The sequence below is a fragment of the Pseudogemmobacter sp. TB195 genome (genome assembly GCF_058313095.1).
Genome location: NZ_JBZEGG010000011.1, coordinates 1 through 25732, shown reverse-complemented (window position 1 = coordinate 25732; position 25732 = coordinate 1). Strand labels below are relative to the sequence as shown.

21 protein-coding genes, 1 tRNA gene, 1 pseudogene and 1 riboswitch are annotated in these 25732 nt (G+C 63.9%); of the genes and pseudogenes, 16 read left to right on the top strand and 7 right to left on the bottom strand.

Annotated elements, in window-relative coordinates; genetic code table 11:
• Positions 1-347: 347 nt before the first annotated feature.
• From AC4FS3_RS12545 to AC4FS3_RS12505, 9 genes are all read left to right on the top strand, one after another.
• Complete coding sequence (locus AC4FS3_RS12545) at positions 348-1385, top strand: rod shape-determining protein (RefSeq protein ID WP_092898968.1); 1038 nt, start codon at positions 348-350, stop codon at positions 1383-1385.
• 82 nt (positions 1386-1467) lie between these two features.
• On the top strand, positions 1468-2481 hold the full coding sequence (mreC, locus tag AC4FS3_RS12540) for a rod shape-determining protein MreC (RefSeq protein WP_283178683.1): 1014 nt from the start codon (positions 1468-1470) through the stop codon (positions 2479-2481).
• Positions 2478-3017 (top strand): rod shape-determining protein MreD, encoded by a 540-nt coding sequence (locus AC4FS3_RS12535; RefSeq protein ID WP_092898972.1) that lies wholly within the window; start codon positions 2478-2480, stop codon positions 3015-3017. Before mreC ends, AC4FS3_RS12535 begins: the two co-directional genes overlap by 4 nt.
• Before the next feature lie 12 nt (positions 3018-3029).
• Complete coding sequence (mrdA, locus tag AC4FS3_RS12530) at positions 3030-4976, top strand: penicillin-binding protein 2 (RefSeq protein WP_491020850.1); 1947 nt, start codon at positions 3030-3032, stop codon at positions 4974-4976.
• Between the two features lie 4 nt (positions 4977-4980).
• Positions 4981-6120, top strand: a complete 1140-nt coding sequence (gene rodA / locus AC4FS3_RS12525; RefSeq protein ID WP_283178684.1) for a rod shape-determining protein RodA — start codon at positions 4981-4983, stop codon at positions 6118-6120.
• A gap of 142 nt (positions 6121-6262) precedes the next feature.
• Complete coding sequence (locus AC4FS3_RS12520; protein WP_283178685.1) at positions 6263-7189, top strand: 2-hydroxyacid dehydrogenase; 927 nt, start codon at positions 6263-6265, stop codon at positions 7187-7189.
• A 56-nt stretch (positions 7190-7245) separates the two neighbouring features.
• Positions 7246-7659 (top strand): CopD family protein, encoded by a 414-nt coding sequence (locus AC4FS3_RS12515; protein ID WP_283178686.1) that lies wholly within the window; start codon positions 7246-7248, stop codon positions 7657-7659.
• A gap of 485 nt (positions 7660-8144) precedes the next feature.
• A complete protein-coding gene (locus AC4FS3_RS12510; protein ID WP_491020849.1) occupies positions 8145-8591 on the top strand; it encodes a hypothetical protein in 447 nt (148 codons plus the stop codon).
• A 703-nt stretch (positions 8592-9294) separates the two neighbouring features.
• Positions 9295-9506: riboswitch (cobalamin riboswitch) on the top strand.
• 104 nt (positions 9507-9610) lie between these two features.
• On the top strand, positions 9611-10849 hold the full coding sequence (locus AC4FS3_RS12505; RefSeq protein WP_491020848.1) for an aromatic ring-hydroxylating oxygenase subunit alpha: 1239 nt from the start codon (positions 9611-9613) through the stop codon (positions 10847-10849).
• 117 nt (positions 10850-10966) lie between these two features.
• Here the strand turns inward: AC4FS3_RS12505 and AC4FS3_RS12500 are convergent, their stop codons facing one another.
• From AC4FS3_RS12500 to AC4FS3_RS12485, 4 genes are read right to left on the bottom strand one after another with little or no spacing between them, the layout of a single operon-like run.
• On the bottom strand, positions 10967-13081 hold the full coding sequence (locus AC4FS3_RS12500) for a hypothetical protein (RefSeq protein ID WP_491020847.1): 2115 nt from the start codon (positions 13079-13081) through the stop codon (positions 10967-10969).
• 8 nt (positions 13082-13089) lie between these two features.
• Positions 13090-15933, bottom strand: a complete 2844-nt coding sequence (locus tag AC4FS3_RS12495) for a DUF4159 domain-containing protein (protein WP_491020846.1) — start codon at positions 15931-15933, stop codon at positions 13090-13092.
• On the bottom strand, positions 15933-16829 hold the full coding sequence (locus AC4FS3_RS12490; RefSeq protein WP_491020845.1) for a DUF58 domain-containing protein: 897 nt from the start codon (positions 16827-16829) through the stop codon (positions 15933-15935). Before AC4FS3_RS12490 ends, AC4FS3_RS12495 begins: the two co-directional genes overlap by 1 nt.
• Entirely contained in the window at positions 16826-17842 is a 1017-nt protein-coding gene (locus AC4FS3_RS12485; protein ID WP_491020844.1) for an AAA family ATPase, read from the bottom strand. The genes AC4FS3_RS12490 and AC4FS3_RS12485 overlap by 4 nt, the downstream gene beginning before the upstream one ends.
• Positions 17843-18166: 324 nt before the next feature.
• On the opposite strand from AC4FS3_RS12485, the gene AC4FS3_RS12480 reads away from it, so the two are divergent.
• Positions 18167-18769, top strand: coding sequence for a DUF1285 domain-containing protein (locus AC4FS3_RS12480; RefSeq protein ID WP_491020843.1), 603 nt, complete (start codon positions 18167-18169; stop codon positions 18767-18769).
• A gap of 9 nt (positions 18770-18778) precedes the next feature.
• The gene (locus AC4FS3_RS12475; RefSeq protein ID WP_491020842.1) at positions 18779-19552 is read left to right on the top strand and encodes a hydroxypyruvate isomerase family protein; all 774 of its coding nucleotides are present in this window, start codon (positions 18779-18781) and stop codon (positions 19550-19552) included.
• A gap of 54 nt (positions 19553-19606) precedes the next feature.
• Here the strand turns inward: AC4FS3_RS12475 and irrA are convergent, their stop codons facing one another.
• Positions 19607-20062, bottom strand: coding sequence for an iron response transcriptional regulator IrrA (irrA, locus tag AC4FS3_RS12470; protein WP_491020841.1), 456 nt, complete (start codon positions 20060-20062; stop codon positions 19607-19609).
• 281 nt (positions 20063-20343) lie between these two features.
• Between irrA and fabA the strand changes: the two genes are divergently transcribed.
• From fabA to AC4FS3_RS12445, 5 genes are all read left to right on the top strand, one after another.
• On the top strand, positions 20344-20853 hold the full coding sequence (gene fabA, locus AC4FS3_RS12465) for a bifunctional 3-hydroxydecanoyl-ACP dehydratase/trans-2-decenoyl-ACP isomerase (RefSeq protein ID WP_283178695.1): 510 nt from the start codon (positions 20344-20346) through the stop codon (positions 20851-20853).
• Between the two features lie 24 nt (positions 20854-20877).
• Positions 20878-22107 carry a beta-ketoacyl-ACP synthase I gene (fabB, locus tag AC4FS3_RS12460; protein ID WP_283178696.1) on the top strand — a complete coding sequence of 410 codons (1230 nt, stop codon included), beginning with the start codon at positions 20878-20880 and terminating at the stop codon, positions 22105-22107.
• 23 nt (positions 22108-22130) lie between these two features.
• On the top strand, positions 22131-22919 hold the full coding sequence (locus AC4FS3_RS12455; RefSeq protein WP_198837043.1) for an enoyl-ACP reductase FabI: 789 nt from the start codon (positions 22131-22133) through the stop codon (positions 22917-22919).
• Positions 22920-23287: 368 nt separating this feature from the next.
• Positions 23288-24031 (top strand): hypothetical protein, encoded by a 744-nt coding sequence (locus AC4FS3_RS12450; protein WP_491020840.1) that lies wholly within the window; start codon positions 23288-23290, stop codon positions 24029-24031.
• Positions 24022-24098 (top strand) — tRNA-Arg (locus AC4FS3_RS12445). The genes AC4FS3_RS12450 and AC4FS3_RS12445 overlap by 10 nt, the downstream gene beginning before the upstream one ends.
• A 185-nt stretch (positions 24099-24283) precedes the next feature.
• Here the strand turns inward: AC4FS3_RS12445 and AC4FS3_RS12440 are convergent.
• Positions 24284-25030, bottom strand: a complete 747-nt coding sequence (locus AC4FS3_RS12440; protein ID WP_491020839.1) for a hypothetical protein — start codon at positions 25028-25030, stop codon at positions 24284-24286.
• Between the two features lie 61 nt (positions 25031-25091).
• Positions 25092-25732, bottom strand: a pseudogene (locus AC4FS3_RS12435) (IS5 family transposase); the annotation flags it as partial.

Below are 25732 nucleotides of genomic sequence, written 5' to 3'. Positions count from 1 at the left end.
CCCCGATTCCCGAAAGCGGCTTCCGGGCACCATTGCCGATGGCTGCCGTAACCGCGCGCCCGGCCCTTTAGCCGGAGCCGGGGTGCGTCTCTGACCAAATGTCGTAAAATGTAAAGTATACTGGCAGAATTTGCCCGTTTTGACATGTAGAATATCGCAAAACTGCAAGCCGGTTTTATGCACGCAGATGTGTGCCGGAACCGTCCCCACGGGCTTTCACAAAACTCTGTGTCTCTTTATATGTAGGCGCCCGCCGGAGTTCTCTGAGTCGCGGGTGCAACAGGTCGTTTTCCCGCCATCTGCCCGGCGCGGGACGCGATCCACAGGACACGAAGGACGCTGCCCGCATGGCGCTTATCCCCGGAATCTTCTCGTCGGACATGGCGATCGACCTCGGCACGGCGAACACGCTTGTCTATATCCGTGGCAAGGGCATCGTCCTGAACGAGCCATCAGTAGTGGCCTATCACACCAAGGACGGCAAAAAGCAGGTCCTCGCGGTCGGCGAAGATGCGAAACTGATGCTGGGCCGCACCCCCGGCTCCATCGAGGCGATCCGCCCGATGCGCGACGGCGTCATCGCCGATTTCGAAGCCGCCGAAGAGATGATCAAGCATTTCATCCGCAAGGTCATTCGTCGCGGTACCTGGACCCGGCTGAAAATCATCGTCTGCGTGCCGCATGGCGCGACGCCGGTGGAAAAACGTGCCATCCGCCAGTCGGTGATCTCGGCGGGCGCGAAACGCGCGGGGCTCTTGTCGGAACCGATTGCTGCGGCCATCGGCGCCGGCATGCCGATCACCGAACCCACCGGCAATATGGTGGTCGATATCGGCGGCGGCACCACCGAAGTCGCCGTGCTCTCGCTGGGCGATATCGTCTATGCGCGGTCGGTCCGTGTTGGCGGTGATCGCATGGATGATGCCATCGTCTCTTACCTGCGCCGCCACCAGAATCTGCTGATCGGCGATTCGACGGCCGAGCGTATCAAGACGTCGATCGGCACGGCCCGGATGCCCGATGACGGGCGCGGCGCGGTCATGCAGATCCGGGGGCGTGACCTCCTGAACGGCGTGCCGAAGGAAACCGAGATCAGCCAGGCTCAGGTCGCCGAGGCGCTGGCCGAACCGGTGCAGCAGATCTGCGATGCGGTGATGCAGGCGCTGGAGGCAACGCCGCCGGACCTGGCCGCCGATATCGTTGACCGCGGCGTAATGCTGACCGGCGGCGGCGCGCTCCTTGGTGATCTGGATCTGGCGCTGCGCGAACAGACCGGGCTGTCGATCTCGGTCGCGAATGAATCGCTGAATTGTGTTGCTCTCGGAACCGGCAAAGCGCTGGAATATGAAAAGCAACTCCGGCATGTGATCGAATACGATATCTGAGCCGGCCAGGTGAATCAGCGCGGGGTCATCCTGACCCCGCTTCCACTGGCAAACCCATTTTAAGCACCACCGGGGCGCGCGCGTGTCGAGAAGCCGTAGCGGATCAGAAGAGTTTTCCCGCCCCGTGCGGCGGCTGCTGGTCGGGCTGCTGGTGGCGGCACTTCTGGGGATCTTTATCCTCTGGCGCATCGACAGCCCAAGGGTGGAGCGGTTCCGCGCGGCGCTGGTCGATGCGGTGATCCCCAATATGGAATGGGCGTTGGTGCCGGTGACACGCGCCATGACCATGATCGAGGACTTTCAGTCCTATACCCGCATCTATGAACAAAACCAGGAACTGAAGCGCGAGCTGCAGCAGATGAAGGCCTGGAAAGAGGCGGCGCTTCAGCTGGAGCAGAAAAATGCGCGGCTTCTGGATCTGAACCATGTGCGGCTCGACCCGAAACTGACCCATGTGACCGGCGTGGTGCTGGCGGACAGTGGCAGCCCGTTTCGCCAGTCGGTGCTGCTGAATGTCGGCGAGCGCGATGGCATCCGCGACGGCTGGGCCACGATGGACGGGATCGGGCTTGTGGGCCGCATCTCGGGCGTTGGCGCCCGCACGAGCCGGGTGATCCTGATCACCGACACCTCAAGCCGCATTCCGGTGACCATTCAGCCTTCGGGGCAGAAGGCGCTTTTGTCGGGTGATAACAGTGCCTTGCCGCTTCTTGATTTCATCGAGACCACCGATGAGGTCCGGCCCGGCGACCGCGTGGTGACCTCCGGGGATGGTGGTGTCTTTCCCGCCGGCCTGCTGGTCGGCCAGGTCGCGATGGGATCGGATCGCAGGCTGCGGGTGGTGCTCGCGGCCGATTACCAGCGGCTTGAATTCCTGCGCGTGCTTCGCAGCCATGAACTGGAGCCGATCCTTGACCCCGGCCAGCTGATTGCGCCGCCGCTGCCTTCGGTCCCCGTGGCAACGGTTGACGGTGAACGCGAGGCCGCCACCCAGCCCACCACCGGCAGCGGCGAGATCGGCGAAACCGGATCCGGCTATGCCGAAGGCGGCGATGCCACCGGCCAGGGCGCCGATGCGCAAGGGGGCGGGCAATGATCGGCCGGATGCAGATGGATCCCTGGGGATACCGGCTGCTTTTCCTGGCACTGGCGGGGCTGTTTCTCTTTGTGCGGCTTTTGCCGCTGAGCACGGCAGTGGGCCGGTTTCCCGGGCCGGATCTGCTGTTATGCCTGATCATCGCCTGGATGATGCGCCGCCCCGATTTCCTGCCGGTCTGGCTGATCGCGCCGGTCCTGCTGATCGAGGATCTGTTGCTGCTGCGCCCGCCGGGGCTCTGGACCGCGTTGGTCGTGCTCGCGTCTGAATTCCTGCGCGGCCGCCATGCGCTGACGCGTGAGATGAATTTCGCCGTCGAATGGCTGCTGGCCTCGGGGCTGATGATCGCGATGTTGCTGGCGCAGCGGCTGGCGCTTACGCTGACCCTTGTTGATCTGCCGCCTTTCGGATTCGCCGTGGTCCAGGTGCTGTGGTCGATCCTCGCCTATCCGCTGGTGGTGGGCCTGTCGCGCCTGGCTTTTGATCTGAGAAAACCCGCCACCGGTGAGGTGGATGATTTCGGCAGACGGTTGTGAACGGGTGACCTGATGAGACGCACGCAAAAAGACGCTGAAGACAGCGCCCGCAGCATCACGCGGCGGGGCCTTTTGCTGGGCGGCGGCATGACGGCGATGGTGGCGGCGCTTGGCGTGCGGATGCGCTATCTCCAGGTCGACCAGGCCGAGGAATTCAAGCTTCTGGCCGAAGAGAACCGCATCTCGATCGAGCTGATCCCGCCGGGGCGCGGCCTGATCCAGGACCGCAATGGCAAGCTGATCGCCGGGAATGAACAGAATTACCGCGTGGTGATCACGCGCGAGGACGCGGGCGATGTGGATCGGGTGATGCACCGCCTTGCCGGGCTGATCCCCATGACCGCCGAAGAGCTGGACCAGACGCTGGCCGATGTGAAGAAGAACGCGGCGCATGTGAAGGTCGTGGTGAAAGACCGGCTCGACTGGGACGATTTCTCGAAAGTTGCGATCAATGCGCCGGCGCTGCCTGGCGTGATCCCCGAGGTCGGCCTGTCGCGGATCTATCCGCGCGGCTATGATTTCGCGCATATCGTCGGCTATGTCGGCGCGGTGTCGCAAAAGGATCTCGACGAGCAGGAGGATCCTGACCCGATCCTCAGACTGCCGAAATTCCAGATCGGTAAGATCGGGACCGAGCGCTGGATGGAGAAGGTGCTGCGCGGTCGTGCCGGCACTCGCCAGGTGGAAAAGAACGCCTTTGGCCGGGTGATGCGGGAACTTGGCCGCGAGGAAGGTGTCGCCGGCGGCGATATCCGCCTGACCATCGACGCCGATCTGCAAAACTTCGCCCAGGCCCGTCTGGGCAGCGAGAGCGCCGCCGTGGTGGTGATGGATGTCCGGAACGGCGATCTCTTGTGCTGCGCCTCGGCGCCCTCTTTCAACCCGAACCTTTTTGTGCGCGGCATCAGCCATACCGATTATGCCAGCCTGACCGAAAACGACCACCGGCCACTGGCGAATAAAGCGGTCTCGGGCGCCTATCCGCCCGGTTCGACCTTCAAGATGGTCACCGCGCTGGCGGCGCTTGATTCAGGTGCGATTGACCTTGGCCATAAGGTGCGCTGCCCGGGTTATCTGGAATTCGGCGGCCGCCGCTTCCACTGCTGGAGCCGGGGCGGCCATGGCACGCTGTCGCTGACCCAGAGCCTGCAGAAAAGCTGCGACGTCTATTATTACGACATCGCGCAAAAGGTCGGCATCGACAAGATGGCCGAGATGGGCCGCCGTCTCGGGCTGGGGGGCCGCCATGAGCTGCCGATGTCGGCGATTGTGCCGGGCACCATGCCCGACCGCGCCTGGAAACAGGAAAGCTACGGCCAGGACTGGCGGATCGGCGACACGATCAACGCCTCGATCGGTCAGGGCTATGTGCTGGCCTCGCCTTTGCAACTGGCGGTGATGACGGCGCGGATCGCCTCGGGCCGCGCGGTAGAGCCGCGCCTGGTGCGGATGATCGACGGGAAAGAGATTGCCGCGCCTGAACCGGCCTCACTCGGGATTGAAGAACGCCATCTTGCGGCGATGCGCCAGGGGATGTGGGATGTGGTCAACAGCCAGGCGGGCACCGCGCGCTCGGCCCGGATCGTTGATCCGACCATGATCCTTGCCGGCAAAACCGGCACCAGCCAGGTCCGCAACATCAGCGCAGCCGAGCGCAGCCAGGGTGTGATCCGCAACGAACAATTGCCCTGGCGCAGGCGCGACCATGCGCTTTACGTGGGCTATGCGCCCTATGACAATCCGCGCTATGCGGTGGCGGTGATCATCGAACATGGCGGCGGCGGCTCGACTGTGGCGGCGCCGGTTGCGCGCGATGTGATCCTTGCGGCCCTTGCCGGAGGCCGCCCGCCCCTGGCCGCCTACCCTTCCGACCAGCGCGGCCGGATCGAATCGATGCTGAAAGACCTGCCGCTGCGCGACCCCGAGACCGGCGCCCTCACCACTTCCGATCAGGCCTGAGCCAATGGCATTTTTCGAGAACCGCCTGAAACAGGCACCGACTGGCATCCGCAAGGTGCTTTACCTGAACTGGCAGGTGATCGTGCTGGTTACGGCGGTTTCGGCGGTGGGTATCCTGATGCTCTGGTCGGTGGCGGGCGGGGATTTCAACCTCTGGGCCCGGCGCCAGGCCCAGGTCTTTGCCGCCGGCATGGTGCTGATGTTCATGGTCGCCATGGTGCCGGTCTGGTTCTGGCGCTCGATGGCGGGGATCGCCTATCTGACCTCTTTCGTGCTTCTGATCATCGTCGATCTCTATGGCGTCGTGGGCATGGGGGCGCAGCGCTGGATCGATTTCGGGCCGTTGCGGCTCCAGCCCTCCGAGATGATGAAATTCAGCCTCGTTCTGATGCTGGCCGCCTATTATGACTGGCTCGATATCCGCAAAGTATCGCGACCCTTATGGGTGCTGATCCCGGTGCTGCTGACCTCGCTGCCGACGGTGCTGGTGCTGATGCAGCCCAACCTCGGCACTTCGCTGATGCTCCTCATGGCGGGGGCGGCAGTGATGTTCGCGGCCGGCGTCAGCTACTGGTATTTCGCTGCCGTGACCGGATTGGTCGTGGGCACTGTTGTGGCAGTGTTCCAGAGCCGGGGCACTGAGTGGCAGCTCCTCCATGACTATCAGTTCCGCCGGATCGACACTTTCCTCGACCCTTCTGCCGATCCGCTGGGGGCGGGCTATAACATCATCCAGGCCAAGATCGCCCTTGGCTCCGGAGGCTGGTCGGGCAAGGGGTTCATGCAGGGCACCCAGTCGCGGCTGAACTATCTGCCGGAAAAGCAGACCGACTTCATCTTCTCGACGCTCGCCGAGGAATTCGGCTTTGTCGGGGCCTTCTCGCTGCTGATCCTTTACGCGCTGATCATCGGATTCTGCATGATCTCGGCCTTGCAAAACCGCGACCGGTTCTCCTCCCTCCTGATCATCGGGGTCGCCGCCAACTTCTTCTTCTATATCGCGGTGAACCTGTCGATGGTGATGGGCATGGCACCGGTGGTCGGCGTGCCGCTGCCGCTGATGTCCTATGGCGGCTCGGCCATGCTGGTGATCCTTGTGGGCTTTGGGTTGATGCAAAGCGCCCATGTCCACCGGCCGCGCTGAGCGGCAGCCAGCAGATAAGTATTAGCATCAAGGGGGAATGGGCTTTCTCCTGACTTAAATACGCACCGCGCGGAACGCGCAAAGCGCCCCGAAGGGGCGCCCCCTCTGGACAAATCATGCAGCGCGACGCAGGCTCGCGGCCATGACACAGATCTTCTTTTCCGCTCCCGGCTGGGATGAATATGAACCCTTCCTGCCCGCCGCGCTAAGGGCGGCCGGTATCAGCGCCGATATCGTTACCGAAGCGCATGACCCTGCGGCGATCGACTATATCCTCTATGCGCCCACCTCGCCTTTGCAGGATTTCGCCCCCTTCACCCGCGCCAAAGCGGTCATGTCGCTCTGGGCCGGGGTCGAGCGTATCGTGGGCAATCAAAGCCTTACCCAGCCGCTGACCCGGATGGTCGATCCGGGCCTGACCGAAAGCATGGTGGAATATGTCACGGGACACGTCTTGCGCCATCATCTCGGCATGGACCGCCATATCGTCAATCCAGGCCGGGTCTGGGACCACGCCTGCCCGCCCATCGCCCGCCAGCGCCCGGTCACCTTCCTTGGTCTGGGCGAGCTGGGCCTCACCTGTGCCCGCGCGCTCCAGGCCCTGAATTTCCCGGTCAAAGGCTGGAGCCGCAGCCCGAAATCCATCGCGGACCTCGCAACCTTTCATGGTGAGGCCGGCCTGCGGGAAGCGTTGCGCGATGCGCAGATCGTCATCACCCTGCTGCCCAACACGCCGGACACGCAGAATATCCTCAATGCAGACACGCTCGCGATGACGGCCCCGGGCGCCGTGGTCATCAACCCGGGGCGTGGCCCGCTGATTGACGATGCCGCGCTGATCGCGGCGCTGGATGCCGGCCAGATCTCGCATGCCACGCTGGATGTCTTCCGGGTCGAACCCCTGCCGCAGGACCACCCGTTCTGGGCGCATCCTAAGGTCACCATCACGCCGCATGTTGCCGCCGATACCCGCGCGGTGACCGCCTCACAGGTGATTGCCGAAAACATCCGCCGCGCAGAAACGGGCGAGCCCCTCCTCCATCTGGTGGACCGTATCCGGGGCTACTGAGGCCCTGCGACAGTTTCTCCCTTGATCAAAGAGGGGGAAATCTGCCACCTGAGCCGATGGACTGGATCAAAATCATTCATATTCTGGCCGTGATGGGCTGGATGACCTCGATCTTCGCGGTGCCGCGCGCGCTGATCTACTGGAAGCGCGAATGGGCCAGCCTTGGCGCTTTCGGACCGCTTGGCGATCTGACCCTGCGGCTCTATCGCTTTTCGGCCGGGCTGATGGTGATCGCCATTGCGACCGGGCTCTGGCTGGCTATCGGCTGGTGGGGGTTTGATCCCTGGCTGCATCTGAAGCTGAGCCTCGTCGCGTTTCTTGTGATCCATTACATCTGGACCGGCCGCATGGTCTGGCGCGCGCGGCGCGGCGAGTTCCGCGAAAGTGACCTGTTTCTGCGGATCTTCAACGAAATCAGCGTCTTTGCCGTAATCGCCATCCTCTGGGCCGTGGTGGTAAAGCCCTTCTGACGCAGGACCGACGTCACGCCGGCCCGCGGGGAGCCTGACCTCTGCGGCGCGAGATCCCGCAAGCTGTCTCAGACCCTGGCCCGGCACCTGGCACCTGGCACCGAATGGTGCCATTGCGCCAGGGTAAATGGCCAGGAACAGGACGGCCACCAGGTTCGCAACAGGCGGAAGAGGCCGTACGAAATCCGACCGCCCCCGCGACTGAGAGCGGAGAGACAATCCGATACCCCCCTGAGGCCCGGCAATCCCGGCCATGGGAAAGACCCGACCCGCAAGGCAGGGGACCGTCGCGGCATTCTGGCTCAACTGTCGGGCGTGGCGGGCAAGAGCATGAATGGACAATATCGCGCCACCGGCGGCCTCTGGCTGCACAGATACTGATTTGCATGACAGTGGCCCCTCCTGCGGCGCGACTGGCGCGGGTCCCTTTACCAGTGGCCCGACCGCCACATCACGAAAGGCTACGCCGCTGCGAACCGCCAACCTTGCGCCGGATCAAGCCTGCCCATTTCCTGCCCGGCAAGGGCAAGACCACGAGGATCACGCTTCCGGGCGAGGCCTGTCTGAGCTTTGTGACCACCATGGAATCCGATATTGTCAGCCTGCGTCTGCGCGCCCTGATGACAGCAGAGCTGCCCGGCCAGGGCATGGTGCCGGGCTTTTTCCTCTCCTGCCCGGCGCGGCATCTGCCCGAGAGGTCTTTCGACGGCCTGACCAGTGCGGCGGCACTTTTTCGCAAAGAAAGCGAATGCCTGGCCCTGATCGGTCAGGTCTTCGACGAACGCGCAGTTCGGCCAGGATATGCCCGAGGCCCTGCTGCAAGACCGGCACGTGGGGACACTTTGCCTGGATCATCTCGCCCAAAGCCCCGGCAACAGCCATGTGACGCTCAAGCGCAGCTGCCGGCGCGAAGCCGGCATGACACTGTTTGAATGCCTGCGCGATCTGCGGCTGGAACGCGCCGCCAATCTGATCCGGAGCAACCGCCGCTCGCTGCCCGAAGCCGCCTATGATTGAGGCGTTTCCGGCCCCGGCCATCTCAGCACCGCTTTTCACAAACACTTTGGCATGACCGCGCGCGACGTCGGCGGGCGGGGTGCAACCGGACCTGACGCTTTCGCGAGATGGAAGATCTGTTTGCCCCGACAGAGATCCGGCCTGCGGTTTCCTGCCAGTCGCAGCGGCAACGGATCTGCTGCGCGGACCGCCACGCCATTCCGCCGTTCCGCCCGACCATTGGAGCGAGTCTGCGCTGCACGCGTCAACGGCGGCGGCGGTGATCCCCGGTCTGACGGCGGCGCAAAACATCGCGCTGATGCTGCCCGGGCGGGCGAGGCCTGACATCCCCGAGACCCTCGCGCAACTGACGCTCGGCGCTGAGGCCGCTTCCCCCGCCTCGGGGCCGGGTGAGGAAGCCAGAGGCCTCGTCACGGCCCTGATCGCCGGGCAAAGGGCCAGGGCCCGCTTTGCCCTGGTCGTGATCAGCAATGATCGGAAGCAGCATTTTAGCCCAGTTTCGCGCTCAGCCGGGCGCCGGAGGGCGGGCCGCAGCCTGAAACGCATCACATTCCGGGCCTCAGATCAATTTCGACATAATTTGCCGCAGACAGAACAGTTTTTCACATAGCGCCTGCTCTGATCGCGTCAGATCAGGGTGCCACCATATCGGGAGGTCTGGAGGAGAATTGGGAAGCCGGACCGATGCCGGCGCTGCCCCCGCAACGGGTGCGGCGCTTCGTGGCATGGCGGGACCCACTGGCTGAAGGAGCGGCCGGGAAGGTGCCATTTCTGTTCGCGAAAGGGCACAGGCCAGACATCCGGAAACCAGCCCTGAGGCGGAAATCAGCGTGGCTGCGGCGGGCAGTCAGGAGCGCTTTGGCAGGTCCGCCCCGGACCATAGCCCGGCGTCTCCGATCACCCGGGGCAGCAAACAAACCAGCAGGAGGCCAGATTGGGCGCGCTTCACGACGATAGTTTTTCCACCCCGGACCAAAAGCCCGACGCCATTGCGCGGCTGATCGCGGAACACCGCCCGGGCCATGGCCTCGTTCGGGATTTCTACATGGATCCGGACGTCTTTGCCCGTGATATGGAGCGGGTGTTCCGCCGCCACTGGCACTGTCTGGCCCATGAAAGCGTGATCCCGAAGCCCGGCGATTTCGAGCTGTTCCGCCTTGGCGATGAACAGGTCATCCTGACACGCGACATGCAGGGCGAGGTGCATGGGCTCCTGAATTCCTGCCGCCATCGCGGTGCCGAGGTCTGCACCAAAGACAAGGGCAATGCGAAGATGTTCGTCTGCCCCTATCACGCCTGGACCTATACGCTGGACGGCGCTTTGCGCGCGGCCCGGCTGATGCCGAAGGATTTCGACCGCGCCGCACATGCGCTGAAAAAAGTACATGTGAAGGTGGTCGAAGGGCTGGTCTTCATCTCCTTCGCGAAAGACCCGCTGGATTTCACGCAAGTGGAGCAATCCCTGCACGCCAGTATCGGCCAATATGGCTGGGGCGCGGCAAAGGTCGCCCATCGCGAGACCTATCCGATTTCCGCGAACTGGAAGCTGGCGGTCGAGAATTATGTCGAATGCTATCACTGTGGCCCGGCGCATCCGGAATATTCGCAGACCCATGCGCTGGAGCAACCGCCCGAAGTGATCGCCGGTCTCAATGCCGCCATGGAGGAAAAGAGCTGCGCGCTCGGGCTTTCGGTGCTGTCGGGCAATCACTGGCAGAATTCATCCCGGGGCGGCGAGGCGGTCGATGTTTTCCGCTATGCGCTTTACGAGGGCGCCTCGACCGGGTCCGAAGATGGCTCCCCCCTCGCACCTTTGATGGGGCGCTTCACCGATTATGATGGCGGCGTGACCTCAATCCATCTCGGTGGCACCACATTTCTGGTCTGCTATCCCGATCACGGCATGATCTACCGTTTCATCCCGAAAACCCATGATACCTGCGAGATGGAACTGATCTGGCTGGTGAAAGACGGCGCAGAGGAAGGCGTCGATTACGATCTGAACCGCCTGACCTGGCTCTGGAAAGTCACGACCGAGGAAGACAAGAAGATCATCGAACACACCGCACGCGGCGTGAAATCGCATTACTTCGAGCCAGGCCCCATCGCACCGATGGAGTATAACGAGCTGCGCTATATCACCTGGTATCTCGACGAGATCAGCCGCGCCTGACACCTGACAAAATGAGGCCTCGGCTCTACCCGGGCCTCGTTTCGCTTGCCAGAAACGGGCCGCTGCCTCCCCGGCAGCAAACAGGGGGAAAGGGCATTCGGCAGCCCGCCCCCCCCCTCAGCGCTTCGCGCCCCGGCGGCCCTCGATCAGCCAGGCGGCGATGACCAGCCCGGCGGTCAGCACAAGCCAGGCCCAGCCCGGCAGCAAAGCCGCCAGCCGCACCTCGGTGGTCATCCAGGCCTCGCGGGGTGTGATACCGATCCAGCCGCGCCCCGTCACCGGTCGCCCCTCTGCCACCTGCCGCAGGTCAGGCAGGCCCGGCTCCAGCCGGGTCACCGACCCATAGGCCGGGCCGCCGGCGGATTTCGGCGCGATCACCGCATCGCCCGAGGCGATGGTTTCGACGAATTCGCGCGGGCTGGCCGGGCCGACGCCGATCACCCGCGTCAGATCGCCCTGTTCCAGCCGGTAAAGCCCGGCCTCGGGCGCCTGCCAGACCACCTGATACTTGCCCGGTGCCACCTGGATCATATCAAGGATCACCGGCTTCCCGGGCTCTCCCTCCACCGCACTGTCCTGTGCCGTGACAATCAGCGGCCCTGGCGGATCCTCGGACACCGTGCGCCGCGTGATGGTCAGTTCATTGCCTTTGGCGGTCGCCGTCAGCGCCTCTTCTTCAAGATCCGGCTCTTTCAGCATCCAATGTGCCAGCCGCCGCAAAAGCTCCAGCTGCGGCCCGCCGCCCTCATAACCGCGGCCCCAGAGCCAGGCATGATCCGAGGTCAGGACCGCGATCCGCCCCTCATCCACCCGGTCAAGCACCAGCAAAGGCGCACCATCCGGCCCCTCCATCACGGTCTGACCGGAAAGTTTCTCGACCTCCATAACCCGGAACCAGCGGCCCCAGCCCGGCTCGCCGTTTTCGCCCTGAGGCGCAAAACGGTCGAGGCCCTCGGTGACCGGATGGCGCTGGCCGAGTTCCGTGATCTTCGGGCGGAACCCGCCTTCGATGACCTGAGCGGTCGGCGCCACCGGCAGCACCTCGGCCAGAGGCGAGCGGTACAGGCTGTCGACCGCGCCGAATTCCGGCCCCGAGGCCACCAGAACCGTGCCGCCCTCGCGGATATAGCGGACGACATTGTCGATGTAAGACATCGGAAGAATGCCGCGCATCCGATAGCGGTCAAAGATGATCAGGTCGAATTCGTCAATCTTTTCGATAAACAGCTCGCGCGTCGGAAAAGCGATCAGCGACAGCTCATCCACCGGCACGCCATCCTGTTTCTCCGGCGGGCGCAGAATGGTGAAATGCACGAGATCGACGCTGGCATCTGATTTCAACAGGTTGCGCCAGACGCGTTCCCCGGCATGAGGCTCGCCCGAAACAAGCAACACGCGCAGCCGGTCGCGCACGCCGTTGATCTGCACCACGGCGGTATTGTTGCGCTCGGTCAGCTCGCCGGGGGTCGGGCCGATGGCGAATTGCAGCACATTCAGCCCGCCATGCGGCAGCACGACCGGCAGTTCCAGATCCTCGCCCACCGGCACCGAATAGGTCTGCGGCGCATCGGCATCGACCGCGATGGTCAGATCGGCGAATTGCGGCACATCCGGCGGCACCAGACCCTGATCCTCGATCCTGAGCTTCAGCTTGAATTCCTCGCCGATGATCGCGAAGGCCGGCGCGTTCTGCACCACAAGGCGGCGGTCCCAGTCGGCCGCTTCGCCGGTCAGCAGCAGATGGAACGGCGCGGGCAGATCGGGGCGCATCTCAAGGTCATGCACCCGCCCGTCCGAGATCAGGATCACCGCGGCCACCCGGGCACGGGGTTCCTCGGCCAGGGCCTCCGACATGGCGGTCATCGCCAGCGTGCCGGTATTGTCGGCGCCATCGGTGATGTGTTTCACCCGCAGCTCGGTATTGTCCAGCGCAGCGACCTGGGCCTCCACCCGCGTCAGCGCGCGCCGCGTCTGATCGGCCCGCGCGCCAAGACCCTGGCTCGCGCTGTCATCCACCAGGACGATTACAATGTCCGAAAGGTTCTGCCGGTCCTCGCTTTGCAGCCCCGGCCCGGCCAGCGCCGCCAGAAGCGCAGCCAGCCCAAGCCCGCGCAAAAACCAGCCGGGCAAGCCCCGCCAGAGCGCCAGCGCCAGCATCAGAAGCGTCACGCCGCCAAGCGCCCATAAAAGCGGCCAGGGCACCAGCGGATCGAAGACAAGATGCGCCGTCATCGCGCCGTTCATTGGCCGAGCCTTTCAAGAAGCGCAGGCACATGGACCTGGTCGGATTTATAATTGCCTGTCAAAACATGCATGATCAGATTGACGCCGAACCGCCAGGCCAGCTCGCGCTGTTGTTCGCCCGCCGCCCCCCGGCCCACCGGCAAAAGCGGCACGCCGTTTTCATCGGTGGCCCAGGCCGCCGCCCAGTCATTGCCGCCGATCACCACCGGCGTCACCCCGTCATTGAGGTTGCGAAACGGCACGCCCTCTTCCTGACCGGCATCTGCGGGGGCCGCCTCGACCCAGATCGTGCCCTCGGCCCAGCGGCCCGGGAAGCTTTGCAACAGATAGAAGGTGCGGGTCAGAACATGGTCTTCGGGCACCGGCTCCAGCGCCGGGATATCCAGACCGGCGGCGATCCGTTGCAGCGCCTGGCCTTCCGGAGTGCCGCCGCCAAAGGCCGCGATATTGGCGTCACGGGTGTCGAACAGGATCATACCGCCGGTGCGCAGAAACTGGTTCAGTTTCGCATAGGCCGCGTCCGACGGCGTAGGCGCATCTGCCGTAACCGGCCAGTAAAGGAAGGGGAAAAACGCAAGCTCATCAGCCTCGAGATCAATCCCGGTCGGATATTCCGGCTCGATCGAGGTGCGCTCCCAGAGACGGTCGCCAAGCCCGACAAGGCCGAATTCAGAGGTCTCGTCGATCTGCGAATCGCCGGTTTTCACATAGGCCAGCGAGACGCCCGAGGTGGAGCGGATCGCGAAGTCATCGCCGGGTTGCGGCGTGTCAGGCGGCGCGCTGTCGGTGGTCTGTGCGGCCTCGGGGGGCGCCGGCGGCGTCTCGCCGCTGCCCTGGGCCTGCGCCTGTGGCGCGGCCAGCCCGGCCAAAAGCGCCACCGCGAGAACCGCAACCCCGCGCCGCAGGCCGCCGAGCCGCCCCCCAAGCCAGAGAGAGGCAAGGATATCGGCCAGCAGCACCACCAGCCCGGCCGACAAAAGCCAGCCCTTGAGCGATTGTTCGGGCGGGGTCGCAAGACCTTCGACCCGCGCCGAAGCCGGCCATTCCGCCGCCACCAGCCTGGTCTCGGGGCTGACGACGTTCAGGGCGACACGGCGGTCGGCACCGCCGTAAAGACCGGGCGGATGGGCGGGGCCAGGCCCTGCCACCATCGCAATCGCCAGGTCTTCGCCGGGCACACCTGCGACCTCGCCCGCGTCTCGTTCCTCGCCCCAGGCGTTCAGCATCACCTCGGGCACCCAGATCTGGCCGGCGAGTTCACGCGCGCCCGGCAAAGACGGGCGGGTCGAGATCGCCAGCCGCTCAAGCATCTGCACGAAAAGGCCAGACAGCGGCAAAGTCGACCATTCCGCATTAGCGGTGACATGCACCAGCACGACCTGGCCGTCGCCCATGAATTTCCGCGTGACCAGCGGCGTGCCATCATCCAGCGCCGCGATGGTGCGTTCCGCAAGGTCAGGATCGGGTTGCGCCAGGACCTGCTCGGCCACCTGGACATCGCCAGGCAGTGCGAGGCCGAAAAAGGGGCTGCCCTCGGGGAACGGCGCCAGTTCTTTCGCATCGCCCCAGCTCATCGCGCCACCAAGCGCACGGCCCCCTTCGCGCAGCCGCACCGGCATCAGCGGGTCTTCCTCGAAACGGCTCACATCCGAGGCCGCGAGGCGCGGCCCGGCAAAGCGCAGCAACAGCCCGCCCTTTTCGACCCATTCCACCAGCACCGCCTCTTCCGATGCGGTCAGCCGCGCAACATCGGCCAGGATCACGGCATCGGGATTGGCGGGCAGCGCCGTCGTCACCGGCGCCTCGATCAGATCGGCCACCGGCTCCAGCGCCTGGCGCAGGTAATGCAAAGGCGACAAAAGCTGCAGCCCTTCGGCCTGGGGGCCCGCGGTGATCAGCGCCACCTTGCGCCGCTTGAGACTGTCATCGGTCAGGCTCACCGCCCCGGCAGACCGCAGGCCCGCGATCTCGAAGCGGGTGACGCGGTTCCTGAGTTCGGGCGGCAGGTCAAGCTTCACTTCGGCCCGGGTCTCGCCTGGCGCAAAGCTGATCCTGGCCCGCGCGAGTTCGCGCTCCACCCCCGAAGGATCCGGGCCACGCCCGGTGACCTCGATATCGGCCGCCCCGCCCGCCTCAAGCCGCGAGGCGGAGAGCAGCACCGCGCCTTCGGCAAAGCCCGCCGGATGCAGCGCGAGCACCGGGCCATCGCCGGTCAGCACCGTCAGCTGCCCCTTATCGGCGAACAATCCCGCCAGCATGGCGCGCCCTTCGTGATCCAGCCCGTCCGACAACCAGAGCGTGTCGAACTCTCCGGCCGGGAAATGGTCGATCCAGGCGCCGGGATCCTGCGGCAGCCAGGGCGAGGGTTCCATCACCGCAAGCCTGCCCTTCCAGTCCTCGGCGGCGCGGAAGGTCACCTCCTGGGGCGCATCGGTCAGGCGGATCACCGCGACCGTGCGACCGTCGCGACCGGCCTCGTCCAGCACAAGCCCCGCGCGCTCGATCCGGCGCGCCCAGTCGCGCGCCTCGGCCCAGCCGCCGTCAAGCACCACCAGAAGTGGTGCCGTACCGGCTTGTTTTTGCTCAGGGTTCAGCACCGGACCGGCAAAGCCGATAATCGCCGCCGCCACCGCCAGCATCCTGAGAAGCAGCAGCCACCAGGGCGTACGGTCGGTCTCGGCATCCTCGTCCTGCAGGCCCAGAAGCAGCGCGACACCCGGGAAACGGCGGCGGATTGGCGCCGGCGGCACCGCACGCAGCAGGAACCACAGCACCGGAAGCGCTGCGAGCCCCCAGAGAATCCAGGGCGTCAGAAACCCGACCGGACCAATCATGAACATCAGCGCCCGCCCTCCAGCGCGCGATAGAGCCACAAAAGCGCAGATTGCGCCGGGGCTCCGGTATGGAATGTGGAAAACTGCCAGCCGACCAGGCGGGCAAGCTCGCTCAACCGGTCCTTGCGCTCGGCCAGCCGGGCGAGGTAGCGGCTGCGCAATTCGCCAGCCTGCTGCGTCTCATGCCGCATGGATCCTGACATCGATTCGAAAATCACCCGGCCATCAAAGGGAAATTCTTCCTCCGCCGGATCCAGGATCTGGCACAGGGCGCCACGCACCCCCCGATCCGCCGCGCGGGAAAGGGCCGCTTCGACCGGCTCGATGGGCCCAAGGAAATCCGAGACGAACACCGCGCGGCCATGGCCGACCATGCCTGCCGTTTCAGGCGCCCCGTAATCCCCGGCTTCGGGTTCGCCAGCCAGCCGCGCCGCGAGCCGCACAATCTGGCTGCGGCCTGACCGCGGCTGCGCCAGCCCCGCCAGCCCGACCCGCTCGCCGCCGCGCAACAAAAGCACCGCCAGCGCCAGCGCCAGCAGACGCGCGCGCTCGCCCTTGGCGGGGCGGTCCTTGCCGCCGGTGAACGTCATGCTTTTGGCCGGATCGACCCAGAGCGTCACCGATTGCGCCGCCTGCCATTCACGTTCGCGGATGAAATGCCCGTCAGATCGCGCCGAGCGCCGCCAGTCGATGGCCCGCGCCGGGTCGCCCTGATGCGCGGCGCGATATTGCCAGAACTCATCGCCAGACCCTGCTCGCCTGCGGCCATGTTCGCCCAGCATCAGGGTGGCGGCCAGCATCTCGGCCTCGGCCAGCAAAGGCGGCAGCGACTGGCCGAGCGCCTCCGCCCGGCTCTGAAGGGCCTCGTTCTGAAGGGCCGAACTCTGGAGGGTCGGGCTCACGCAGCCGCCTCAAGCCCGAGGATGCGGGTGGTGGTGCGCGAGATCACCGCGGCCAGGGTCTCGCCCCGCGCGCGGGCGGCGAAGGACAAAGCCATCCGATGCGTCAGCGTGGCCTGGGCCAGAGCCGCCACATCGTCGGTCGACGGCGCGAGCCGGCCGTGAAGGAGCGCCCGCGCCCGGACGGTCAGCATCAAAGCCTGCGCCGCGCGCGGCCCCGGCCCCCAGGCGAGGCTGTCTTTCAGATCGCGGCCTTCGGGTTCCCCCGGACGACAGGCGCGCACGAGATCGAGGATAGCTTCGACTACCTTATCGCCAACCGGCATGCGGCGGATAACCGATTGTGCCTGGATCAGCTGATCGGTGTCGAAAACCTGGATGGCATCGGCCTCAGCCGCGCCGGTGGTGGCAAGAAGGATGTCTCGCTCGACCGCACGGGTCGGGTAATCGACCTCGACCTGGACGAGGAAACGGTCCAGCTGCGCCTCGGGGAGCGGATAGGTGCCCTCCTGTTCAATCGGGTTCTGGGTCGCGAGAACATGGAACGGCCGGCCAAGCGCGCGGTGCTGACCGGCGATGGTGACCTCTTTCTCCTGCATCGCCTGCAAAAGCGCGGATTGCGTTCGCGGGCTGGCGCGGTTGATCTCATCAGCGAGCAAAAGCTGGCAGAAGACCGGGCCTTCGAGAAAGCGGAAGGCGCGGCTGCCATCGGTCGCGGTCTCGAGCACTTCGGAGCCGAGAATATCCGCCGGCATCAGATCGGGCGTGAACTGGATGCGGTTGGCGTTCAGCCCCATGACGGTGCCAAGCGTGTCGACAAGGCGGGTCTTCCCAAGCCCCGGCAGACCGACCAGCAAAGCATGTCCGCCGCAGAGCATGGCCGAAAGCACCAGCTCAACTACCTTTTCCTGCCCGATGAAGCGGCGCTCGATCGAGGCGCGGGCCTCGCCGAGCTTTGCACCCAGAGCCTCGATCTCGGTCACCAGCGCGACATCTCCTGCGGGGGCTGCGGTCATTCAGAGGCTCCATCTGTGTTGAACGTCGGTCTCAGCGCAGACATTAGACCGAAATCACCGCCGGACCACAAATGCCAAAAGGCGACTTGACACAAATGATCGTGACAGACGCGCGATGTTTCGCCGGGGGCCAGTGTCGCCGGGGGCCCTGCCCCCACGCGCTGCGCGCTCCCCCGGGATATTTAAGGACAGATGAAAAGGAGAAGGTGATTTCATCTGTCCTTAAATATCCCCGCCGGAGGCATCCTGAATCAGCCATTTGCGGCGTGGTCTTGTGATCCGGGCCCGGGCATCCGACATTGGAGGGGCAACCTGGTGAGGACCATGCAGGATCAGAGTAACAATCAGCCCTCGGCCGACGGCCTGGCTAAGGCGGCAACAGCGGCCACAAAGAAGGGCGGTTTGCCGCCGGTCCATCTGTGGAACCCGCCTTTTTGCGGTGATCTCGACATGCGGATCGCGCGGGATGGCACATGGTTCTATCTCGGCACGCCCATCGGGCGCGAGGCACTGGTGCGGCTGTTCTCGTCGATCCTGAAGCGCGAGGAAAGCAGATATTACCTTGTCACGCCGGTCGAAAAGGTCGGGATACTTGTCGAAGATGCGCCGCTCTTCGCCGTTGATATCGAGGCGGAAGGCACCGGGCGCGACCAGGTGCTGCGTTTTACCACGAAGACCGGGGACGTGGCCCGGGCCTCGGGCGCCCATCCGCTGGAGGTCCGACGCGATCCTGTTTCCGGCGAGCCCTCCCCCTATATCCTGATCCGGGGTGAGGGTGAGGCGGCGCTCTGGGCGCGGATCGACCGGAAAAGCTTTCTCCGGATGGTGGATTTCGGTTGCCATGAGACATATGACGGGGATAGCTGGTTTGGCCTCTGGTCTTCGGGGGAGTTCTTTCCCGTCATCAGATCCTCAGAACTGGCCTGATCCCGATATATGTCCCGCTTCGCCGCCAATCTGACCTATCTCTTCACAGAGGTCCCGATGCTGGACCGCCCCGACTGGGCGCGGCGCACCGGCTTTGACGGGGTCGAGGTGTTGTTCCCCTATGATCACCCGGTAGCGGAATGGGAACGCGCGCTTGGCGACATGCCGCTCGTGCTGATTAACACGCCCCCTGGCGACTGGGCTTCGGGGGATCGCGGCTTTGCCGCACGGCCCGGCGATGAGCAGACCTTTCGCGACGGGTTTCTTCACGCTGCCGATTATGCGACGCGGCTGAATGTCCCTGCGGTGCATGTTATGGCCGGTGTCGCGCGCGGGCCGCAGGCCGAGGCGGTGTTTACCGCCAATCTTTCTTGGGCCGCCGAACAGGCGCCGGATCTGACGCTCGTGATGGAGCCGCTGAACCCCGACGATATGCCGGGCTACTTCCTCAATGATTTCGACCAGGCGGCGCGGATCATCGACGATATCGCCAATCCGAAGATCGGACTGCAATTCGACATCTGGCATGCCGCAAAGCTGCATGGCGATGCGGCCAGCGTCTGGGCGGATCATCGGGACCGCATCCGCCATGTGCAGATCGCGGGCTTTCCCGCCCGCAATGAGCCGGGCGGCGGCGGCTTTTCGCTGCCTGATCTCTGCGATGCGGTGGCAGAGCTGGAAAATGTCTGGATCAGCGCGGAGTATCGGCCGGCGCGCGGCACGGCCCAGGGGCTGTTCTGGCTGAATGCACTGAAATCGCGCGGCGCGCTGATCGGCGGCTGAAAGAAGGCTGACCGGCCGCCCACTGCCGGCGCCGCCCGGGGGGCGCAGGTGCCGTTACTTGCGGCGCAGCCGGATTACCACATCGACACGGCTGATTGCAGTGCCGGCGGGCGGTTCGGGGATACGGGCAAGCTCGAGCTCTTCCTTGGGCGCATCGGTCAGGATCGCGCTGTCTTCCCAGTAGAAATGCGGGTGATCGTCGATCCGCGTGTCGAAATAGCTGCGCGCCCCATCGACCACGATCTCATTCACGAGCCCGGCATCGCAAAACGCGCGCAGGGTATTATAGACGGTGGCGAGGCTGACTTTCTCCTGCGCGCAGCCGGCCATCTCGAAAAGGCTTTCGGCGGTGACATGGCGATCTTCGCCATCGCCGACCAGCAGGCTGGCCAGAGCAAGGCGTTGCCGCGTCGGGCGCAGGCCCCCGCGTTGCAGCCAGTCAGAGGCCCGTGCCTGAGCCCTGAGCTCGGCCTGAGCCCTTACATCGTGAGCGTCGCTCGCCTGTGCCATATCCATCCTGCTCCTGCCCTTGTGCCACAGCATCCCGGCATCTCGTTCCGCCTCCGGGCTGCCGGCCCCTGAAAAATGCAGGGAGGCAGCACCGGCCGGACGCGACACCGCAGGCTGTCATACGGGCGTTGCTGGAAAGATTATAAAGTGTTGCGGCCCGAGGATTCAATTGAAAACCGCCAAATTGCCCTGCGGCCCCCTCGCAAGCGCTGCACCCTTGCCCTATGTTTGTCGCCTCTGTTAGAGGAAAGTTGTGAAACTAAAGACAGAACGGGGAGATTATGGGGCGTTATCCGAACAAATTCGACCGGGATGACCTGCTCGCCTGCGCAAGGGGCGAGCTGTTTGGCCCCGGCAACGCCCAGCTGCCCGAGCCGCCGATGCTGATGATGGACCGCATCACCGAGATCTCGGAAGATGGCGGCGAGCATGGCAAGGGCCATGTGGTGGCCGAATTCGACATCACGCCGGATCTGTGGTTCTTCGCCTGCCATTTCCCCGGCAATCCGATCATGCCGGGCTGTCTTGGCCTTGACGGGCTGTGGCAGCTGACCGGGTTTAACCTCGGCTGGCGCGGCTGGGAAGGCCGTGGCTATGCGCTTGGCGTGGGCGAGGTCAAACTCACCGGCATGGTGCGCCCCGAGCGCAAAATGCTGCGCTATTTCGTCGATTTCACCAAGGCCGTGCAGACCCGCCGCCTGACCATGGGTGTGGCAGACGGGCGCGTGGAAGCGGATGGCGAGACCATCTACCTCGTGAAAGATATGAAGGTCGCCCTCTCGGCCACCTGACCTCAAGGCAAGGACTGTACCCCTATGCGTCGCGTCGTCATCACCGGTCTCGGCATCGTCTCTCCCATCGGCAATGATGTGGCCGAGGTCGAAGCCAGCCTGCGCGCCGGGAAATCCGGCATCGTTTTCGCCTCTGACTATGCCGAGCGTGGCTTCCGCTCGCGCGTGCATGGCCAGCCGAACATTACCTTCGAGGACCATATCGACAAGCGCGACCTGCGTTTCATGGGCGATGGTGCGGCCTATAATTACATCGCGATGCAACAGGCGATCAAAGATTCGGGCCTTGAGGAAAGCGATATCTCGAATGAGCGCACCGGCATCATCGTCGGATCGGGCGGCCCTTCGACCAAATCTTTCTTCAAGGCGCATAACATCGTCGCGGAAACCGGCTCGCCCAAGCGGATCGGCCCATTCGGCGTGACCAAGGGCATGTCCTCGACGACCTCGGCCTGCCTTGCGACACCCTTTAAAATCAAGGGCGTGAACTATTCGATCACCTCGGCCTGCTCGACCTCGGCGCATTGCATCGGCAATGGCGCCGAACTGATCCAGATGGGCAAGCAGGATATCGTCTTCGCCGGCGGCGGCGAGGAGCTCGACTGGACGCTGTCGTGCCTCTTTGACGCGATGGGCGCGATGTCGTCGAAATACAATGACACGCCGGAACGCGCCTCGCGCACCTATGACGCCAATCGCGACGGTTTCGTGATCGCAGGCGGCGGCGGTCTTGTTGTGCTGGAAGAGCTGAACCATGCGCTGGCGCGTGGCGCAAAGATCTACGGCGAAGTCACCGGCTACGGCGCCACCTCGGACGGCTATGACATGGTCGCGCCCTCGGGTGAAGGCGGCGAGCGGTCGATGAAACTGGCGCTGTCCACCCTGCCCCAGGGCCGCCGGATCGACTATCTCAACAGCCACGGCACCTCGACCGGCGTCGGTGACATCACCGAGATCAAGGCGATCCGCCGCGTCTTTGGCGAGGGGAAGACCCCGCCGGTGGCCTCGACCAAATCGCTGACCGGCCACTCGCTCGGCGCGACCGGGGTGCATGAGGCGATCTATTCGCTGATCATGATGAACAAGGGTTTCATCGCGGCTTCGGCCAATGTCGAAACCCCCGACCCGGAGCTGCTGCCGGGCGAGATCGTGACCAGCCTTCGCGAGAATGTCGAAATTGACGGTGTATTGTCGAACAGTTTCGGGTTCGGAGGCACCAATGCCACTTTGGTTATGAGTAAATATCTCGGGTAAGAATAAAGCGGGAGAACCGGGCAATGGCCGGACTGATGCAGGGTAAACGCGGCCTCGTCATGGGGGTTGCGAATGACCGTTCCATTGCCTGGGGCATTGCCTCGGCGCTGGCGGCCGAAGGGGCAGAGCTGGCTTTTTCCTATCAGGGCGAGGCATTCGGCAAGCGGTTGCAGCCGCTTGCCGCCTCGGTCGGGTCGGATATCCTTGTTGATGTCGATGTGACTAATGAGGCCTCGCTGGACACCTGTTTTGCTGCGCTGAAAGACCGCTGGGGCAGCCTGGATTTCGTGGTCCATGCCATCGCCTATTCCGACAAGAACGAGCTCACCGGGCGCTTCACCAATACGAGCCGCGCGAATTTCCTCAATTCGATGAATATTTCGTGTTTCAGCTTTATCGACGTGGCCCGCCGCGCTGCCGAGCTGATGCCGGACGGTGGCAGCCTTGTCACCCTGACCTTCCAGGGCTCGACCAGAATCGCGCCGAATTACAATGTGATGGGGGTGGCCAAGGCCGCGCTCGAATCAGCGACGCGCTATCTGGCGAATGACCTTGGGCCGCAGGGCGTGCGGGTGAATGCGATCTCACCCGGGCCGATGAAGACGCTGGCCGGATCGGCGATCGGCGGCGCGCGCGCGACCTTCCGCCACACCGAAGAAAACGCGCCGCTGCGGGCGAATGCCACACTGGAAACCATCGGCGGCACGGCGGTCTGGCTGTGTTCCGACTATGGCCGCGCCACGACGGGCGAAACGATCCATGTCGATGGCGGCTTCCATATCCTCGGTTTCCCGCAATCGGAAAACCTCTGAACGGCACCGGAACCCGGGGGTAAATGCCCCGGTTCCAGTTCCGCAAAACAAGTCAGGCGGGCTGAGCATGCCCGTCGCCCCGCGCCGGTGACCCAGATCATTGATCGCGGCTGTGGCGCCGCCGCAGGGTCAGGCCGCGTGGCATCGATCAGCAGAGCCCCGGGTCGCATCGCAAGCACGCGCGCCAGGCCCCTTGCCAGCTGGCCAGCGGCGGCAGTCCCGGCGAAATCCAGATCCACTTGCGCGAGCAGGCCCGCTTTCGACGTCGACAGCGAGATATCCTGCCGCCACCGGTCATCCCTGACCTCGCTCCAGTCGCAACCTGAGCTGCTCCCCGATTCTTGGACAGTTTCCCGGCTGATTTAAGCTTGTGCCTGCGTCTGCTGATCGGTTTCGGTACAGCTGAAGCAGACCACGGCAGGCAGCGGTCCGCCATGGACGGTGTGGGGGCGTCGGTGATTGTAGCAGATAATCCATCGACCGATGGCAGGCGGCTGCATTCCTTTGTCTCAGCCGCACGAGAGCCTGGCCTGACCGCTCCCGTAGTCGACGCGATTCTCACCGCAGCGGGCGTCTTTCATCCAGACGATCCAGACGCGCACAACCGCAAGATCTTCTCTGCCGACACTCGCGCGGACCTGCTGGAAGAAATGCCAACCTGGGTTGGGCCGGCCGAAATGATGGCGTGGATGGGAATCACAAAGCGGGCATTTGACAGGCTGGAGGAGGACGGCGTGCTCACGCCACCCACCAAAGCCCCCGAGGTCATCGCGCGCTGGCACCTGTCGGATGGCCGCCATAGCCCAGCAACGCAGGTTGCAGCTCGCAATCCCAACTTTTGTCGAAAAGTTGGGATTGCGATGTCGAACGACATTGGCACATGCGTGGGGGGGAGGCGCTCCCGGCAGGATTCGAACTCTTATCCAAACCAAATACATATTAATTTACACTATCATCCTGTTTACAAACATTTTTTTACATTTTTAATGACAATAGTTTGCGAGATCTGGGCTGGCCCGTTCAAGAAAGCAACAAAATCAGATGCTTCCGTTTTCGGCCAAACCGTTGCGAACCTACTCATGAGCATGTATCAGGTCTTGTCGGCCCCGTAGCTCAACTGGATAGAGCACGGACCTTCTAAGTCTGGGGTTGGGGGTTCAAGTCCTCCCGGGGTCGCCATTTTATTTATAAATGTTGCCAACGTAGCATAAGTATGCACGAAATCGCGTTTCTATGCACAACCACTGTCAAGTGAAATCTTCAGGGCATAGCGCGTAATCGCATCAGTTGCATGTTTTCAAAAGAAACTTTTCCGCCTTCCCGACGCCAATCATAGTGTTGCCGCCGTTTGACCCAGTTTTCCGCTAACGGGCTTTGAAGTGGTGCTGAACCTCTTCTCGCAACCAGACTGACCCGACTGGCGCGCCATCCAGGGTGAAAGGTCGGGCACCAGCGGCGCCTAGCACCGCTAGAATCCTGTTCCGATGCAGCCCGAACTCGACCCCGATCGTTGGAGTCGTGAGGAATTTCCGATGGAAGTCTGGGACATCGGCAGGCGTCATCCGCCGTTGCAATGTATGAGTCTTCGGATTTTTGACCTTTTGGGCTGGCACATGACCCGCCTCGATCAGCCTTTGGAAATAGCCTCCGTCGCGTAAACCCACGCTGCGCCCGAAGGTCGCCGCCGAGACGGTCTCACTGAACTCTTTCTGCCCGGTGGCCCTGCCAGCCATTTCTTGAGCCAGAATATCGACATCCTCCGTGCGGACACGGAACCCGTTGTATCCGTCGATCCTGACATCCCGGCCAAGCGCGATCTGCCTTGCAAAGGCCATAGCAACGATCTTCCCGACCGGAACGCCCTTCCGCTTTTTCGCGTGCTGGATGCTCTCCCAGCCGCTCTCATCCATCGACAATTCATGCGAGACCACTCTCATCTTTTCGAGCAGCGCCTGACCATCCGACAGGTGCCAGCGCGCGATGACCTTCGGGGCTTTGGTGCGTGGCGTGAGCACCCCGTCCTCCTCCAGACTGGCAAATGCCCGTTTCGTGATAACCATTGACGCCATCATCTCGCCTGGACCTACCCATGTAGGGATCTCTTCGAGCAAGTCCGCATAAGTGTTGCGCTATTCGTTATGAAGTCGGATTTGCCCCTTTTCCCAGACATCTTCAGCGCATGCGAACGGTCTCGGGCGTGCCGAGTGATGTGAAGCGGTTCATGAGTGCGATGCGGAGCTGAACCTCTGCATCCTGCCTGTCGAAGTCTCTGGCCATGATGCGCGCGCCGAGGAGCTTAACGCATCTCATCCTGGCTTCCACGCGGCTTCGTCGGTGATATCCTGACCATTTCTTCCAGTTGGCCCTGCCGAACCTTCTGCAGGCCCGGATCAATGCCCTTCCTTGCCTGGGTATTCCGTCGCGGGGGGATGATGGCATCGGCCCCTCGATCCGCGATGGCGGTGTGACAGCCTTTGGTGTCATAGATGCCGTCGGCGGTGACACTGCCGATCCGCTCCTGCGCCGGGAATTGCTTCCGCGGATCGGGCAGAACAGGCGCATCGCCGATGCAGTTTCCGGTCATCTCGACCGCCCGCACTTCCAGCGTATCAGCGTCGATAACTATGTGGATCCTGCGCCATTGCCTGCGGCGGCTGGCTCCATGCTTGCGGACCTGCCACTCGCCTTCGCCAGAGCACCTGATCCCGGTGCTGTCCACCAGCAGATGCAGCGGCCCGGGCGCCGCACGATACGGGATCTGCACATTCAGCTGCTTCTGCCTGCGGCAGAGCGTTGTGTAATCCGGCACGGGC